The sequence below is a fragment of the Maricaulis parjimensis genome (assembly GCF_016817355.1).
Taxonomy (GTDB): Bacteria; Pseudomonadota; Alphaproteobacteria; order Caulobacterales; family Maricaulaceae; genus Maricaulis; species Maricaulis parjimensis.
In genome coordinates, this window is sequence record NZ_JADOTT010000002.1 from 95,123 (window position 1) to 110,287 (window position 15,165).

General features: G+C 62.4%; 11 protein-coding genes. 8 read left to right on the plus strand and 3 right to left on the minus strand.

Annotation, left to right across the window (positions count from 1 at the left end):
* Nucleotides 1-42 precede the first annotated feature (42 nt).
* Nucleotides 43-1,194, minus strand: coding sequence for a CaiB/BaiF CoA transferase family protein (locus I0K07_RS04070; protein WP_203291554.1), 1,152 nt, complete (start codon nt 1,192-1,194; stop codon nt 43-45).
* Nucleotides 1,191-1,661, minus strand: a complete 471-nt coding sequence (locus I0K07_RS04075) for a MarR family winged helix-turn-helix transcriptional regulator (RefSeq protein WP_203291555.1) — start codon at nt 1,659-1,661, stop codon at nt 1,191-1,193. Before I0K07_RS04075 ends, I0K07_RS04070 begins: the two co-directional genes overlap by 4 nt.
* Before the next feature lie 349 nt (nt 1,662-2,010).
* Between I0K07_RS04075 and I0K07_RS04080 the strand changes: the two genes are divergently transcribed.
* The 7 genes from I0K07_RS04080 to I0K07_RS04110 all read left to right on the plus strand — a co-directional run bounded on the left by I0K07_RS04080 (nt 2,011) and on the right by I0K07_RS04110 (nt 13,091).
* Nucleotides 2,011-4,551, plus strand: a complete 2,541-nt coding sequence (locus I0K07_RS04080; RefSeq protein ID WP_203291556.1) for a TonB-dependent receptor — start codon at nt 2,011-2,013, stop codon at nt 4,549-4,551.
* A 93-nt stretch (nt 4,552-4,644) separates the two neighbouring features.
* Nucleotides 4,645-6,645 (plus strand): sulfotransferase, encoded by a 2,001-nt coding sequence (locus tag I0K07_RS04085; RefSeq protein ID WP_203291557.1) that lies wholly within the window; start codon nt 4,645-4,647, stop codon nt 6,643-6,645.
* 29 nt (nt 6,646-6,674) lie between these two features.
* Nucleotides 6,675-8,642, plus strand: coding sequence for a BCCT family transporter (locus I0K07_RS04090; protein ID WP_203291558.1), 1,968 nt, complete (start codon nt 6,675-6,677; stop codon nt 8,640-8,642).
* A 99-nt stretch (nt 8,643-8,741) separates the two neighbouring features.
* Nucleotides 8,742-9,614: a DUF3034 family protein gene (locus tag I0K07_RS04095; protein WP_238934516.1), complete on the plus strand. Its 873-nt coding sequence runs from the start codon at nt 8,742-8,744 to the stop codon at nt 9,612-9,614.
* A gap of 12 nt (nt 9,615-9,626) precedes the next feature.
* Complete coding sequence (locus I0K07_RS04100; RefSeq protein ID WP_203291559.1) at nt 9,627-10,136, plus strand: group I truncated hemoglobin; 510 nt, start codon at nt 9,627-9,629, stop codon at nt 10,134-10,136.
* A 40-nt stretch (nt 10,137-10,176) separates the two neighbouring features.
* Complete coding sequence (locus I0K07_RS04105) at nt 10,177-10,758, plus strand: cupredoxin domain-containing protein (RefSeq protein WP_203291560.1); 582 nt, start codon at nt 10,177-10,179, stop codon at nt 10,756-10,758.
* An 8-nt stretch (nt 10,759-10,766) separates the two neighbouring features.
* Nucleotides 10,767-13,091: a putative bifunctional diguanylate cyclase/phosphodiesterase gene (locus I0K07_RS04110; protein WP_203291561.1), complete on the plus strand. Its 2,325-nt coding sequence runs from the start codon at nt 10,767-10,769 to the stop codon at nt 13,089-13,091.
* A gap of 9 nt (nt 13,092-13,100) precedes the next feature.
* On the opposite strand, the gene I0K07_RS04115 is transcribed toward I0K07_RS04110, so the two are convergent.
* Complete coding sequence (locus tag I0K07_RS04115; protein WP_203291562.1) at nt 13,101-14,009, minus strand: LysR family transcriptional regulator; 909 nt, start codon at nt 14,007-14,009, stop codon at nt 13,101-13,103.
* Nucleotides 14,010-14,209: 200 nt separating this feature from the next.
* Here I0K07_RS04115 and I0K07_RS04120 point away from each other — a divergent pair, with 200 nt between their 5' ends.
* Entirely contained in the window at nt 14,210-15,157 is a 948-nt protein-coding gene (locus tag I0K07_RS04120) for an alpha/beta hydrolase (protein ID WP_203291563.1), read from the plus strand.
* The last annotated feature ends 8 nt before the right edge of the window (nt 15,158-15,165 follow it).

The window sequence follows — 15,165 nt, forward strand, 5'->3', positions numbered from 1 at the left end:
AGAGTGGCGTCCTGATCTCCCCATGAAATGGGGAGAAAGCCCCTACCGCCCTTCCAGCGCCGCCAGTTCCGCCAAGATCTCGTCCGTATGCTCGCCCAGTCCCGGGCAACGTCCCGTTTCGCCGATGGGCGCATCGGAGAAGCGCATGGGTGAGCGGATGCCCGGTATCCCGTCCCGTTCGATGACAAGGCCGCGATAGACCGCCTGCGGATCTTTCAGGGCCTCTTCCACCGTGTTGATCGGGCCGGCCGGAATGCCCGTCTCTTCCAGCGCTGCAAGCCAGTGCTCGCGCGTCTTGTGCTGCATGATGTCCGCGATCTGTCCGGTCAGGGCCGGGCGGTTCTCCACGCGCTGGGCATTGGTCCGGTTGGCCTCCAGAACATCATCCCCCAGTTCCAGCAGTCCGGCGAGCCGTTCGAACTGGCCGTCATTGCCGCAGGCGATGATGATATGGCCGTCGCTGCAGGGGAATTCCTGGTAAGGCACGATGGAGGGATGGGCATTGCCGATCCGCTTGGGCGTCTTGCCCGTGGCGAGGTAATTCATCGCCTGATTGCCCAGCACGCCGATCATCGTGTCCAGCAGCGCCATGTCGATATGCTGGCCCTTGCCGGTGCGTTCGCGCTGGGCGAGGGCGGCCTGGATGGCGATAGTGCCATAAAGCCCGGTGAAGACATCGGCAAAGGCGACGCCGAGGCGCTGGGGTGGGCCATCCGCCTCACCGGTCAGATCCATCACGCCGGACATGGCCTGGATGGCCAGGTCATAACCCGCCCGGTGGGCATAGGGTCCGTCCTGTCCGAACCCGGTCACCGAGCAATAGACCAGGCGCGGATTGCGGGCCTTCAGACTGTCATAGTCCAGCCCGTACTTGGCCAGCCCGTCGACCTTGAAATTCTCGATCACGACATCGGCATGGTCGATCAGCCGTTTCACCGTCTCCAGCTGCTCCGCGTCATGATAGTCCGCGATCATCGACCGCTTGCCGCGATTGCAGGAATGGAAATAGGCCGCCGAGCGGCCGCTCTCATGCTCGATCCAGGGCGGTCCCCAGGTTCGCGTGTCGTCCCCGGCCGGGGCTTCCACCTTGATCACATCGGCGCCCAGATCGGCCAGGGTCTGCCCGATCCAGGGACCGGCCAGGATGCGCGCCAGTTCGACGACGCGAAGGCCGGCCAGCGGCGTGTCGCTCATGGGTGCAGCTCGCCCGGTTCCAGGAAGGGCGCGGCGTCCAATTCCTCGGCATCCATCAATTCGGCAATGCGCTGGAGAGAGGCGATCAGCATGTTCTGTTCCCACGGTTGCAGCGTGCGGAAGGATCGCAGGAATCCCGCCTGCAGCAATTCGGGCGAATTGTCGCTGGCCTCGACGCCCTTGGGGGTCAGCTTGGCCATGACGACGCGCTTGTCGGTATCGCTTTTCACGCGCTCCACCAGGCCGGCCTGAACCAGCCGGTCGAGAATGGAGGTGATCGTGGCCTGGCTGAGTGACACGGCCCGGGCAATCGCGCTGGGCGACATGTCGCCGCGCTTGCGCAGCGTGTCGATGACCACAAGCTGAGGCGCCGTGAGGCCGGTCGCCTTCACCAGCCGTTTGGACTGGAGATCAATCGCCCGCGTGATGCGCCGCAGGGCGACAAGGATTTCGTCGTGATCGCTCATGCCTGTCTGACCAAACTTGTTTTTCTTCCTTTAGCCCCGCTTTGTCGGGTTTCCAACTCCGGCGCGCGCGGGCGCCTCGGATTGCTTTGAATACGGCAAATTTTCCGGCGCAAAAATGCTTTGGCCATGAAAGGTATAATTGCTTTTCAGGTGTCGCATACATGTAACGCTTGCTAAAAAGCGCCATTGAATCAAGAGGAAGGCGCGCGCATTTTGCTATGAGGTCAAAGCTTTGATGCGTGCGGAAGTGCTTCCAGCTCAAAGCAGCTCTGGCCAGGTTCCGCGGGACTCTCTAGACGAGGGTTAATTCCCATACCGAAACCGAGAAAACAGGGGCTGCATCCGCATCATGCTGAAGCAACGCGCACTTACAACGACCATTCTCTCCGCCGCCGCCATTTCCCTTGCCGGGACGGCCGTCGCCCATGCCCAGGTCGACGTGATCACCGTTACCGCGACCAAGCGTGAAACGAGCACGCAGGACATTCCGCTGGCCGTGAACGCGATGAATGAAGAGACGCTGGACGAGCTGGGCGTTGATGTCTTCACCGACTATCTGCAGCAGCTGCCGGGCGTCACGGCCGGTGGCTCAGGCCCGGGGCAGTCGACCATCTATATCCGCGGCCTGGCCTCCACCACGCCGAACCTGACGACGGCCGGTGTGGCCGGTCTGGCCCCGAATGTGGCCCTCTATCTCGACGAACAGCCGGTCTCCCAGCCGGGCCGTAACCTTGACGTCTACGCGGCCGACCTGGCGCGGGTCGAGGTTCTTCCCGGACCGCAGGGCACGCTCTACGGCGCCTCCTCGCAGGCCGGTACGGTACGCCTGATCACCAATCGCCCGGATCCGACGGCCTTCTTCGCCTCCACCAATTTCGGCGTGTCCTTCACGCAGGATGGCGAGATGTCCAACCAGGTCGAGGCCGTGGTCAATGTCCCGGTCGCCGACAATTTCGCCCTGCGCGGTGTCGTCTATGTCGACAATCAGGGCGGCTATATCGACAATGTCCCGGGCACGGTGAACGCGTCTGAATCGGCCCGTTTCCGCCCGGCCGGCACGGTCCGCGCCAATGGCGTTCCGGTCAGCGCCACGCGCGCCGGTTTCCAGTCCACCGCCGACCTGTCCGGCGTCACCTTCATCGACGCCAATAATTCGGACCTGCTGGAAAAGAACTTCAACGACACGACCTATTCCGGCTTCCGTCTGAGCGCTCTGTACGACTTCAATGCCGACTGGTCGCTGACCGTCATGCACATGCAGCAGCAGCTGGACTCCGAAGGCGTCTTCTTTGTCGATCCGACCCTGGACGATCTGGAAGTTTCGCGCTTTGAGGAAGACGAGCTGGACGACTACTTCCACAATACCAGCTGGACACTGGAAGGCCGCCTCGGCGCGCTGGAAATGGTCTATACCGGTGCCTATACGGACCGCGAAACCGATCAGCGTGTCGACTACACCGACTATCTCTTCGTCGGTCAGTATCTGCCTTACTATATCTGTGACGGCTCGGTGACCTATCCGGGTGCCGCCGCACCGTCCGGCACTTGTCAGGCGCCGAACCTGTTCGTGAACTCCGGCACCAATACCAGCGTGTTCACGCAGGAATTGCGCTTCAACACGCCGGCAGACCGCCGCATCCGCGCGACCTTCGGTGGCTTCTATTCCGACATGGAAGTGGCCGAGCTGAACGACTTCACCTATCCGGGGTCGGAATACGCCATCTCCTTTGACGGCGTGACCACCGGCTTCGGTCCGAACTACCCGCTGACCAATACGGCGGTCACCGGCGTAGTCGGCAATGCATCGCCGGGCTATTTCTCCGATCCGGGTCCCTTCCCGGCCGGCGTCATCTTCCGCAATGACGTGCTGCGCACGGACACCCAGTTCGGCTTCTTCGGCGAGACCACGTTCGACGTCACCGAACAGCTCTCCCTGACCGTGGGTGCCCGCTATTACGATATCGAGGTTGATCTGGAAGGCAGTGCCAACTCCTCCTTCTTCAACTTCGGCCAGACGACGGATGCCCAGGCCTTCGGTACGAACATCTCCGCCCTCTATGCGCCGGACAATCCGTTCGGCAATCCGGACACGGCGGCCACCGACGGCTTCATCTTCAAGGGGACGCTGGAATGGCGCCCGGCCGATGGCCTGCTCTTCTACGCGACCGTGTCGGAAGGCTTCCGTCCGGGTCTGCTGAACCGTCCGGGCGGCGCTGCCGGCCCCGGCGGCTATACCGTGCCCTACGCGCTCGATACCGATGACGTGACCAATTACGAGTTCGGCTGGAAAACCGACCTCTTCGACAATCAGGTCCGTTTCAACGGTAATGCCTTCTTCGTCGAGATCGAAAATCTGCAGACGACGATTTTCGACCCGTCCATCACCAATCTCTTCTTCTCGGACAATGCGGCCAATGCCGAAATCCGCGGTATTGAGGGTGAAGTGACCTGGGCGCCGGTGGATATCGAAGGCCTGACGGTCGTCGGCGCCTTCTCCATTCTCGACACCGAGATCACCGAAGTCCTGACGCCGACCAATGACGTCGTCGCCGGGTCCGAGCTGGCCTTCGCGCCGAGCTATCAGGCCAATCTGCGGGCCCGCTATGAGTGGTTCCTGGAAAACGGCATGACCGCACACGTGATGCCGCAGATCACCATTACCGACGACAGCTGGTCCGACGTGATCGAGATCAACAAGGCCGAGATCGAAGGCTATGCCTCGCTGAACTTCTCGACCGGTCTGACCGGTGAAAACTGGTCGGTCGAGGTCTTCGCCAACAACCTGACCAATGAGCGCGGCGAGATGGCGAACAATTTCGTGTTCGACCGCGAGCAGGTCACCATCATCCGTCCGCGGACGGTCGGCGTGCGCGTCGGGGTGCAGTACTAGGCCCTGACAAGCTTGCGGCCGATGGCCACAATGGAAAGCGTCCCTGCAAAGGGACGCTTTCTGCGTTCTTCAACACCGGCGGGGTCCGATAGCGTGTCAGAGGATACGGACAGCCATGTCCAGGCGCTGAGTGAAGCGCAAAAGCAGATGTATGAAAGCCGGTTCGAGGCTGCGCTGGAGACGATCCGGCCGGTGCTGGATGCTGCGCCTGACCATACGGATGCGCTCTACATGCAGGCGGTTTGCTGCCGCTATCTCAAGCGTTTCGACGCCGCCCGCGACGCGCTGGACCGGATCAAGCGGACCGCGCCGGACTTCGGCCGGGCCTTCCAGGAAGAAGGCCATCTCCTGCGCGAGTTGGGCGAAACCGGGCGGGCCATCATCGCCTATCAGCGCGCCTGCCAGTTCAACCCGGCCCTGGTCGCCAGCTGGCGGGCCCAGGCGGAGTTGCTCAACGCGGCCGGCCGTGCCGCCGAAGCGCGCGGTGCTTCTGCCCAGGCCGAGCGGATCGCGGCCCTGCCGCGCGAGCTGATTTCGGTCACGCACCTGCTTTATGAAGGCAAGCTGCTCAAGGCGGAGAAGCTCTGCCGGGCCTTCCTCCAGAAATTCCCGCACCATGTCGAGGCCATGCGCCTCCTGGCCGAGCTCGGCAACCGGTTCGGCGTGTTGGAGGATGCCGATTTCCTGCTGGAAAGCGCCATCGAGTTCGAGCCGGACAATACCCAGCTTCGCCTCGACCATATCCAGATCCTGCGCAAACGGCAGAAATTCGAAGCCGCCCTGGCGCAGGCGAAGCATCTTTACGACACGGATCCGGACAATCCGCTCTTCCAGTCGCACTATGCGATCGAGAGCATGCAGACGGGCGACTATCAGCGCGCGCTGGACCTGTTCGATCGCGTGCTGAAACACCTGCCGGAGGACCCGGCGACCCACACGTCACGCGGCCATGCGCTCAAGACGCTGGGCCGGCAGGACAAGGCCGTCGCTGCCTATCGCCGCGCTTTTGCGGCTCAGCCTGATTATGGCGATGCCTGGTACGGGCTGGCCAATCTGAAAACCTATCTCTTCACCGATGATGAGATGGCCGCGATGCAGGCCCAGGAGGCCTCGTCCGATCTCACCTTTGCCAATCGCATCCATCTCTGTTTTGCGCTGGGCAAGGCCTTCGAGGATCGCAAGGATTACGACGCGTCCTTCTCCTATTACGAGCGCGGCAATGCGCTGAAAAAGGTCCAGACCCGCTATACGGCGGAGCAGATGGACGAAGAGCTGGAAGCCCAGGCCAGCCTGTGCACGCCGGACCTGTTCGCGAACAAGGGCGGGCAGGGCTGTGACGCGCCGGACCCGATCTTCATCGTCGGCCTGCCGCGCGCTGGCTCCACCCTGCTGGAGCAGATCCTGGCTTCGCACAGCCAGGTCGATGGCACGCTGGAACTGCCCAATATCCTGGCCCTGTCACACCGCCTGCGCGGCCGCAATCGCTCTGACCGGACGCGCTATCCGCGCATCCTGCATGAGCTGGACGCGGACCAGCTGCGCGAGTTGGGCGAAGACTATATCGAGAACACCCGCATCCACCGCGCCGGCGCGCCCTTCTTCACCGACAAAATGCCGAACAATTTCCGGCATATCGGCCTGATCAAGCTGATCCTGCCCAATGCGAAGATCATCGATGCCCGCCGCGAGCCGATGGCTTGCTGCTTCTCCGGCTTCAAACAGCTTTTCGCCGAGGGCCAGGAATTCACTTACGGGCTTGAGGAAGTCGGCCGCTATTATCGCGGCTATGTCGAGCTGATGGATCATTGGGACCGGGTCCTGCCGGGCCAGATCCTGCGCGTGCAGTACGAGGATGTCGTTGCTGATCTGGAAACCCAGGTCCGGCGCATTCTCGATTATTGCGGCCTGCCGTTTGAACAGGCCTGCCTCGATTTCCATGCCACGGAACGGGCGGTCCGCACGGCCAGTTCCGAACAGGTCCGACAGCCCATCAATACGCGCGGGATCGAGCAATGGCGGCATTTCGAAGCCCATCTCGACCCGCTCAAACAGGCGCTGGGACCGGCGCTTGAGACCTATCGCACTCCTGCCTGACACCGACCCGAAAGCGAGGATGTCCCTCCATGCGCAAGATCGAACCCGCCGTCTTCTTCCCCGCCGCCATCCTGGTGTTTGTCGGGGTCGCCTATTCGGTCCTGGCCGGGGATCAGGCGGAACAGATTTTCCGCAATATCCAGGTCGCCATTACCGAGACCACAGGCTGGCTCTACTCTGTCGGGGTCGGCTTCTTCCTGGTCGCCTTGCTGATCGTCGCCTTTTCCGACTGGGGCCGGATCAAGCTCGGGCCGGATGACAGCCAGCCGGAATACGGTTTCGGCCCCTGGTTCGCCATGCTGTTCTCGGCCGGCATGGGCATCGGGCTGATGTTCTTTGGCGTTGCTGAACCGCTCACCCATTATCTCGTTCCGCCGGAAGGTGATCCGGAAACCGTCGAGGCGGCCCGCCAAGCCATTGTCCTCACCTTCTTCCACTGGGGTGTGCATGCCTGGGGCATTTATGTCGTGGTCGGGCTCAGCCTGGCCTATTTCTCCTTCCGGCATGGCCTGCCGCTGACCATCCGTTCGGCCCTCTATCCGCTGATCGGCGACCGCATCCATGGCTGGATGGGCCATACGGTCGACACGATCGCCGTGCTGGGAACCCTGTTCGGTGTCGCCACCTCGCTGGGTTTTGGCGTCACCCAGATCAATGCCGGTCTGAACACGCTGTTCGACGTGCCGATCTCCGAACCGGTCCAGCTCCTGCTCATCGTGGTGATCACCGGCTTTGCCACCCTGTCGGTCGTGGCCGGTCTGGATGCGGGCATCAAACGCCTGTCGGAGATCAATCTCTATCTGGCCATCGGTCTCATCGCCTTTGTCTTCCTGACCGGGCCGACCCTCTTCCTGATCTCCGCCTTCGTGCAGAATATCGGCGATTATCTCGACCAGTTCGCCACGCTCACCTTCAATCTCGATGCCTATGGTGATGGCGAATGGGTGGGGTCCTGGACGCTCTTTTACTGGGGTTGGTGGATTTCCTGGTCGCCCTTTGTCGGCATGTTCATCGCGCGCATCTCGCGCGGCCGCACCGTGCGTGAATTCATTTTCGGCGTGCTGATCGGCCCGACGCTTTTCACCTTCTTCTGGATGACGGTCTATGGCGACAGCGCCCTGCGCCTGGCCCTCGCCGGCCATGCCGATGCCATGCTCGACACGGTGCGCAATGGCACCAGCGAGCTGGCGCTCTTTGCCTTCTTCGAACATTTGCCGCTGACGCCGATCATCTCGACGGTTGCGGTCATCCTGGTGGCGACCTTCTTCGTGACCTCCTCGGATTCCGGTTCTCTGGTGAAGTCCACCCTGGCTTCGGGCGGCTCGCTGGAACCGCCGGTCTCCCAGCGCCTGTTCTGGGCCCTGCTGGAAGGCGTGGTCGCAGCCGTCCTTCTGGTCACGGGCGGTCTGGCTGCCCTGCAATCAGCGACCATTGCTGCCGCGCTGCCCTTCACCCTCGTGCTGATCCTGGCCTTCTTCGGCCTGTTGCGGGCCTGGTCGCTGGAGACCGCCCGGCGGGCCGGCCGCAAGACCGCGGCGCAATTGCCGGTCGAGGGCGCGGCCATGCCCTGGAAGGCGCGGCTGAAGAACATGTTCTCGCGCCCGACCAGCGCGGAGGTCGACACCTATATCGCCGACACGGTCGCCACCGCCCTGACCGAGGTCGCCGACGAGCTGCGCTCTTACGGCTATGAGGTCGAACAGGAGGCGGGCGAAGGTCTGGCCTCGCTGCGGGTCAAGGATGAGGAGAAACCGGAATTTCTCTTCCGCGTCGAACGCATCGCCTATCCGGCCCCGTATTTCTCGACCCCGGAAGCCGAGACGGGCGAGCTGTCAAAAGCGGATGCGGATTCCGACTATGCCCGCGCCGAGGTCTTCCTCTCCGATGGCGGCCAGCATTATTGCGTCTACGGCTTCTCCAAGGTGCAGATCATCCGGGAAGTCCTGCGCAATTTCGAACGCCATCTGCAATGGCTTTACCATATCGAGCACACGTGAGCGCGAAATCCCGACTATCTTAATCGGTTTTTAAAGCGAATAAATCTAGCCTCTTACCGACACAGGGCTGCAGTATCCCAGTCGGATTTGGGGGCTTTTATGACAGTGCGTTCGTGCTTGATTTCGGTGGTGGCGCTGACCGGCCTCGCCAGTCCCGCAGCCGACGCAACGGATTGGGGCGGCAAGCTTCTTCTCACGCGCGGTATTTCCACCGTGGAGGGCGCTGGTGGCGGCGGCCTGGCCAGCTGGGCGCTGATCACCGGCAATGAGACCGAACGGGGTATCGGCGGAACCGGTCATGCGACCTGGGTCGAGCTGCCCGATTACAGCTTTTCCGCCCAGGGCGTGGCGGTTGGTTTCTATGACCGGTTCGAACTGTCCTACACGCGCCAGACCTTCGACACCGAGGCGGTCGGCGCCGCGCTCGGCCTCGGGCAGGGCTTCACCTTCGAGCAGGATGTCTTCGGTGCGAAGTTCCGCCTATTGGGCGATGCGGTCTACGGCCAGGACAGCTGGGTGCCGCAGCTGGCCATCGGCGCCCAGTACAAGATCAACAATCAGAGCGCGGTCTTGTCCGCGATCGGTGCCGAGGATGATGAAGGGCTGGATCTCTATCTCGCGGCCACCAAAATCTATCTCGACAACAGCCTTTTGCTGAATGCCACCCTCCGCGCGACCCGGGCCAACCAGCTCGGCATTCTGGGTTTCGGGGGCGATGTCGAAGACAGTTATGAACTCGCGGGCGAATTCTCCGCTGGCTATTTGGTCAATCGCCGCCTGCTGATCGGGGCGGAATACCGGTTCAAGCCGGACAATCTGGGCATTGCTGGCGAAGATGACTGGTTCGACGTGTTCGCCGCCTGGGCTGTCAATGAGCATGTCACCCTGACAGCGGCCTATGTCGATCTCGGGTCGATTGTGACCTTCGAAGATCAGCGTGGCCTCTATTTCTCGATCCAGGCCGGTTTCTAGGAGGCCGCTACCATGATCCGACATATCCTTTCTGCCAGCCTCCTGATCGCGGCGTGTTGCAGTGGCGCGATCGCACAATCCCATCCGCCTCATGCTGTCCCCGGCGAGCTGGAAGTGGACCCCTACATCGCATCCGATGCCAATGCCGGTGCGGCGCCCATCGAGGATCCGGCCGTGTTTGCCGCTTTCGGTGGCGAGGCGGGGATTGCCCGCGTGGTCGACGGTCTGCTGGAGCGGGTCCAGCAGGATGAGCGGATCGAGGGTATTTTTCGGGCGTCCGACTGGCCGCGTCTGCGCCGGACGCTGATCGAACAATTCTGCTACCTCCTTGGCGGGCCGTGTCACTATACCGGCCGCGACATGGCCTCGGTGCATCGCGATCACGGCATCACGACGCGCGAATTCAACGCGCTGGTCGAAAATCTGCAGGACGCCATGGATGCGGAAGGCATTCCGTTCGCCATGCAGAACCGGCTCTTGGCCCGATTGGCGCCGATGCATCGCGATGTTGTCACGCGCTAGGCTTTACGTGATCTCAAGATCAGTCGGCTTTAATGCCGTCATGAAAAGCGTTTTCGGCCTTCTCGCCCTTTTCGTCCTGTCCGGGCCCGCCCTGTCGGATGACATCACCGTCCGGGTGACGGACTCAGCGGGTGAGCCTGTGGCGCATGCCGTGGTGAGCCTGCCCGGCGAGCTGCCGGCGCAGCCGCAGGACGTCGTTTATGAAATGGCGCAGGACCATCTCCAGTTCGATCCCTTTGTCCTGGTCGTCCCGCGAGGCGCGGAAGTCGTCTTTCCCAACCGGGACCGGGTCCGTCATCACGTCTATTCCTTTGCGCGTGGCAACGCCTTCGAACTGGAACTCTACGGGCGCGAGCAGGAACGGACCGTCGTGTTCGATGCCGACGGGAATGTCCCCATCGGCTGCAACATCCATGACGACATGATTGCCTTCATCCGGGTCGTGGACACGCCCCACGCCGCGGTGACCAATGCCGATGGCATTGCGGTCATCAGCGCGACGGCGGGACCGGTTACGGTCTGGCATCCCTATGCCAATGCCGCGGACAACCAGGTCGTGCTGGAGGCGCCTGTGGGCGGCGCGGAACTCGCTGTGACGCTCGACCTGCACGGCCAGCGCTAGGGGGAGTGATGCGCTTTCGCTCCCTTCGCACCAAGCTCGCCGTCATCTATGCGGGTCTGTTTGCCCTGGTCATCCTGGCTGCGGCGGGGGCCTCATTCTACACGGTCCAGCGCAGTGCCGCGCGTCTCGTCCAGGATGAGATGGCCGCCACCGCCGCCGTGTTTGACCGAATCTGGGCGCTCAATGCCCGCCAGATGGGGGATGCAGCTGATATTCTGGCCCGGGATTTCGGATTTCGCGCGGCCGTGGCCACCGCGGATGTCCCCACCATCGAGTCGGCTCTGGACAATCTGAAACAGCGGTTCGAGTTCGATGTGGCTTTCGTCATTGATCAGCAGGGACAAGCTATTGGTGCCGGCGGTCTCGTTTCGGACGAGGGCGTGGCCTTGATCGAGGCCAGCCTGACCGGTCGGGATGCGGCCGGTGGTGTGGTTCTGCTGGATGGTGCGGCGTTTCACGCGGTCGCGCGTCCTGTGCGGGCCCCCACCCATGTGGGCTGGGTCGTGTTCGCCTATTCTCTGTCTACCCAGGGCCTGAACGACTTGACCGAATTGTCGGCGATTCCCCTGCAGGCACGTCTGTTCTGGCAGTCCGGTGCGGCTGTCCCGATGCCCGGCGGCGGCGACAGTGATGACTGGCAAAACCTGATGGGCCGTGAGGCCGGCACGCAGACGGTCGGCTATTCGCTGGACCGCAAGCATCTGGTCAGCGCCATCGCGGTGAACAGCCTGTCCGATTCCGTTTCCGCATTCTTGGTCCTGCAATATCCGGTGGCCCAGGCCATGGCGCCCTTCCGCACCATGATGCTCGGCCTTCTGGCCGCAGGCCTGGTGGGGCTGGCAGTCATTCTCCTCGGTAGCTGGCTGATCGCCCGGGGATTGTCAAAACCGATCCAGGCGCTTGAGCGGGCAGCGGGACGCCTGGCCAAGGGACAGGCCTCCAGCCTGGCCATTGACGGGCAGGACGAAATTTCCCGATTGGCGCACAGTTTCAACGCGATGGGCGAACAGATCGCGGCCCGTGAAAAACGCATCACCCATCTGGCCCTGCACGACCCGGAAACCGGTCTGCCCAATTTGCAGGCCCTGGAGCAGGCGGTCAGCGATCTGGCGAAAGCCGAAGACCAGCGCCCGGTCTATGCGATCTCTGTCGGCATTGACCGCTTTCACCAGGTGCGCGGGGCGATCGGGTTCGCCCTGTCCTCCCAGATGGTCATCAGCCTGGCCCGGCGCCTCGAGGCGCTCTGTCCGAATGCACGGCTGGGACGGGTGTCGACGGATGCGATCGGCCTGGTCCTGACGGCCGATTCCCGGGCCGAGATCGACGCGCTGGCAGCCCGGATTGTCGAGAGCGCCAATGCGCCTGTTATCCTGCGCCAGGAACCCGTTGACCTGCACGCCACGGTCGGCGTCGCCGGTCTGGACGGTATGGCCCGGGCCGGCCTGACCGTGATCGAATGCGCCGGTGTCGCGATAGACCAGGCACGGGGCAGGCAGCAGCGGCTCGCCTGGTTTGACGCCGAAGCCTATGGCGATCCAACGCGCAAGATTTCGCTGATGAGCCGCATGTCCGAGGGGCTGAATGCCGGGCATCTCTATCTCAGCTATCAGCCCAAATATGATTTTCGCACGCAGACCATCCAGTCCTGCGAAGCCCTGTTGCGCTGGGAAGACCCCGAACTCGGTTTTATCGGACCGGATGATTTCATCCCGATGGCCGAGGAAACCGGCCATATCCTGCCCTTGACGGAATGGGTGCTGGACCGGGCCATCGCCGACCAGGTGCGGCTGAAAGCAGCTGGCTTTGACCTTCAGATCGCGGTCAATGTGTCGGGGCGCCTGATCTCGGATGCACGCTTCATCGCCACCGCGCTGGACCGGCTGCGCAAGCACTCCGGACGGATCTGCTTCGAGATCACCGAAACGGCCGTCATCGAAAACCCGGAACAGGCGCTGCACCACATGGCGCAATTGCGCGAAGCGGGCATTATCATCGCGATCGATGATTACGGGTCCGGACTGTCATCTCTGGCCTATCTGCGTTCCATCCCGGCCGAGGAGCTCAAGATCGACAAGGCCTTCGTACTCAAGCTGGATGAGTCTCGGGAAGACCGGCTACTGGTCAAGTCGACGATCGACCTGGCCCATTCCCTGGGTCTCAAAGTTGTGGCCGAAGGGGTTGAGACGGCGGACTCCGTCGCCATCCTCGCGGGCATGGGGGCCGATTATGCGCAGGGCTACCATATCGGCCGCCCCATGCCGCTGAGCGATTTTCTCACCTATCTAAAGTCAGAGACCGAAGTCGTCGGGCCGGCTGCGCAGGTGCGTCTCTAGACGGGTTGTCTAAAGCCCCAGAGGTTTGATCTCGCGGATCAGGTCGATCAGCAGGCGCAGCCCGGTCGGCACCTGGCGGCGGCTGGAATAATAGATGTGGCAACCCGGCCCCATCGGGGCCCAGTCCGGCAGGACGGGCTTCAATTGCCCTGAATCCAGATAGGGCCGCAGGACCGGTTCAACGCCATAGACGATGCCCACGCCGTTCAGCGCCAGGCTGATCAGGGCATGGCTGGTATCCACAGTGATATGGCCCCCCACTGCAATGGTGGCCTCTTCCCCGTCACGCTCGAATTCCCAGTCATAGATCTGGTTATTGCCCAGCTTGATGCCAACGCATCGATGCTGGCTCAGCGCGCCGGGATGGTCTGGTTGGCCGAACTGGTCCAGATAGGCCGGTGAGGCAGCCGCCATCCAGCGGATGTCGGCGGACAGGCGCTGGGCGATCATGTCTTCCGGAACCGTCCCGCCATAGCGCACGCCCGCATCAAACCCGCTCTCGATCACATCGATCAGCCGGTTATTGACGCTGATATCCAGTTCCACATCCGGATAGCGTTCGACAAAGATCGGGATGACCGGTGCCAGGATCAGGGTGGCGGCATCTTCCAGGACATTGATCCGCACCCGGCCAGCCGGGGTCTCGCGAAACCGGTTCAGGTTTTCCGCCGCCTCGCTGATCTCTTCAAACGGGGTCTGGATACTGGAGAGCAGGTCCGCGCCGGCCGCGGTAAGTGTCACGCTCCTTGTGGTTCTGTTCAACAATCGGACGCCCAGCCGGTCTTCCAGTCCGCGCATGGCATGACTGAGCGTGGATGGTGTCACACCCAGTTCGGTCGCCGCGTGGCGAAAGCTGCGATGGCGTGCAACTTCAATGAAATAAGCGAAATCTGCGAGGTCGGCGCGGCGGATTTGCATGGTGTGGGCAGGTGCTCCCTGAGGTGGGGTGGGCAGGCTGGGTGAATTCGCCCTCTATCACATTGTTGAGTCTGATTCATCACCGCATGAAACAAGAGGCGGCTAATCCTGATCCGGTCGAACGCGTAGGTATGCGTCATCCGCTGCCGGCACCTTCCCCCGGACGCCCGGTGGCCAGACAGAATTCAGGAGAGGCCATCATGCCCAACCATATTTTTGAACTGAGTGACACCGTCTCCCGCCAATCCGTGTCCTACCGGACGCGCTACGGGATCAAGGTTTCCGCCGAGCTCTACCTGCCCAAGGATCATGACGAGGCGGGTGCTTATCCGGCCCTGATCGTCGGTGCGCCCTATGGCGGCGTGAAAGAACAGGGGCCGGGCATTTATGCCAATGAAATGGCCCAGCGCGGCTATGCCGTCCTGACCTTCGACCCGTCCTTCAATGGTGACAGTGCCGGGGATACCCGCCACCTGTCTTCCCCGGACGTGTTCGTCGAGGATATCAGCGCCGCTGTCGACTTCATGGGCACGCGTCCTTTTGTGGACCGTGAGCGGATCGGCGTGATCGGGATTTGCGGCAGTGGCAGTTTCGGCCTCAGCGCCGCCCAGGTGGATACGCGGATCAAGGCCGTCGCCACCGTCTCCATGTATGATATCTCGCGCTATCACGAGAAGGGCTTCGCCGACACGCTGACCGATGCCGAGCGCCAGGGCTGGTTGCAGGCGATTGCCAATCAGCGCTATGCGGATTTCGAGAGCGGCACGGCCGCTCTGAGTGAGCGTGGTTCGCCGCTGGAAATCGACGAGGACACGCATCCGATCGGTCGTGAATTCGGGGAATTCTATTCCCGCCCCCGCGGCTATCACCCCAATTCCATCACCCAGTTCACCCAGACCAGTGCGGCTTCCTTCATCAATTTCGCCCTGCTGAACAAGATCGGCTGGATTTCGCCGCGCCCGATCCTCTTCGTGATCGGGGAAAACGCCCACTCGCGCTACTTCTCTGAAGATGCCTATGAGCGGGCCGGTGATGCCAAGGAACTCTTCATCGTGCCGGGCGCGGGCCATGTCGATCTTTACGACAAGGTCGATCTGATCCCCTTCGCCAAGCTGGATGACTTCTTCCAGACTCATCTTGAGGGTTAAGCTGTTTG

Excerpts from the sequence above, each read along its gene's own strand:
- I0K07_RS04070 (WP_203291554.1), bottom strand. The coding sequence starts at position 1,194 with ATGAGCGACACGCCGCTGGCCGGCCTTCGCGTCGTCGAACTGGCGCGC.
- I0K07_RS04075 (WP_203291555.1), bottom strand. The coding sequence starts at position 1,661 with ATGAGCGATCACGACGAAATCCTTGTCGCCCTGCGGCGCATCACGCGG.
- I0K07_RS04080 (WP_203291556.1), top strand. The coding sequence starts at position 2,011 with ATGCTGAAGCAACGCGCACTTACAACGACCATTCTCTCCGCCGCCGCC.
- I0K07_RS04090 (WP_203291558.1), top strand. The coding sequence starts at position 6,675 with ATGCGCAAGATCGAACCCGCCGTCTTCTTCCCCGCCGCCATCCTGGTG.
- I0K07_RS04095 (WP_238934516.1), top strand. The coding sequence starts at position 8,742 with ATGACAGTGCGTTCGTGCTTGATTTCGGTGGTGGCGCTGACCGGCCTC.
- I0K07_RS04100 (WP_203291559.1), top strand. The coding sequence starts at position 9,627 with ATGATCCGACATATCCTTTCTGCCAGCCTCCTGATCGCGGCGTGTTGC.
- I0K07_RS04105 (WP_203291560.1), top strand. The coding sequence starts at position 10,177 with ATGAAAAGCGTTTTCGGCCTTCTCGCCCTTTTCGTCCTGTCCGGGCCC.
- I0K07_RS04110 (WP_203291561.1), top strand. The coding sequence starts at position 10,767 with ATGCGCTTTCGCTCCCTTCGCACCAAGCTCGCCGTCATCTATGCGGGT.
- I0K07_RS04115 (WP_203291562.1), bottom strand. The coding sequence starts at position 14,009 with ATGCAAATCCGCCGCGCCGACCTCGCAGATTTCGCTTATTTCATTGAA.
- I0K07_RS04120 (WP_203291563.1), top strand. The coding sequence starts at position 14,210 with ATGCCCAACCATATTTTTGAACTGAGTGACACCGTCTCCCGCCAATCC.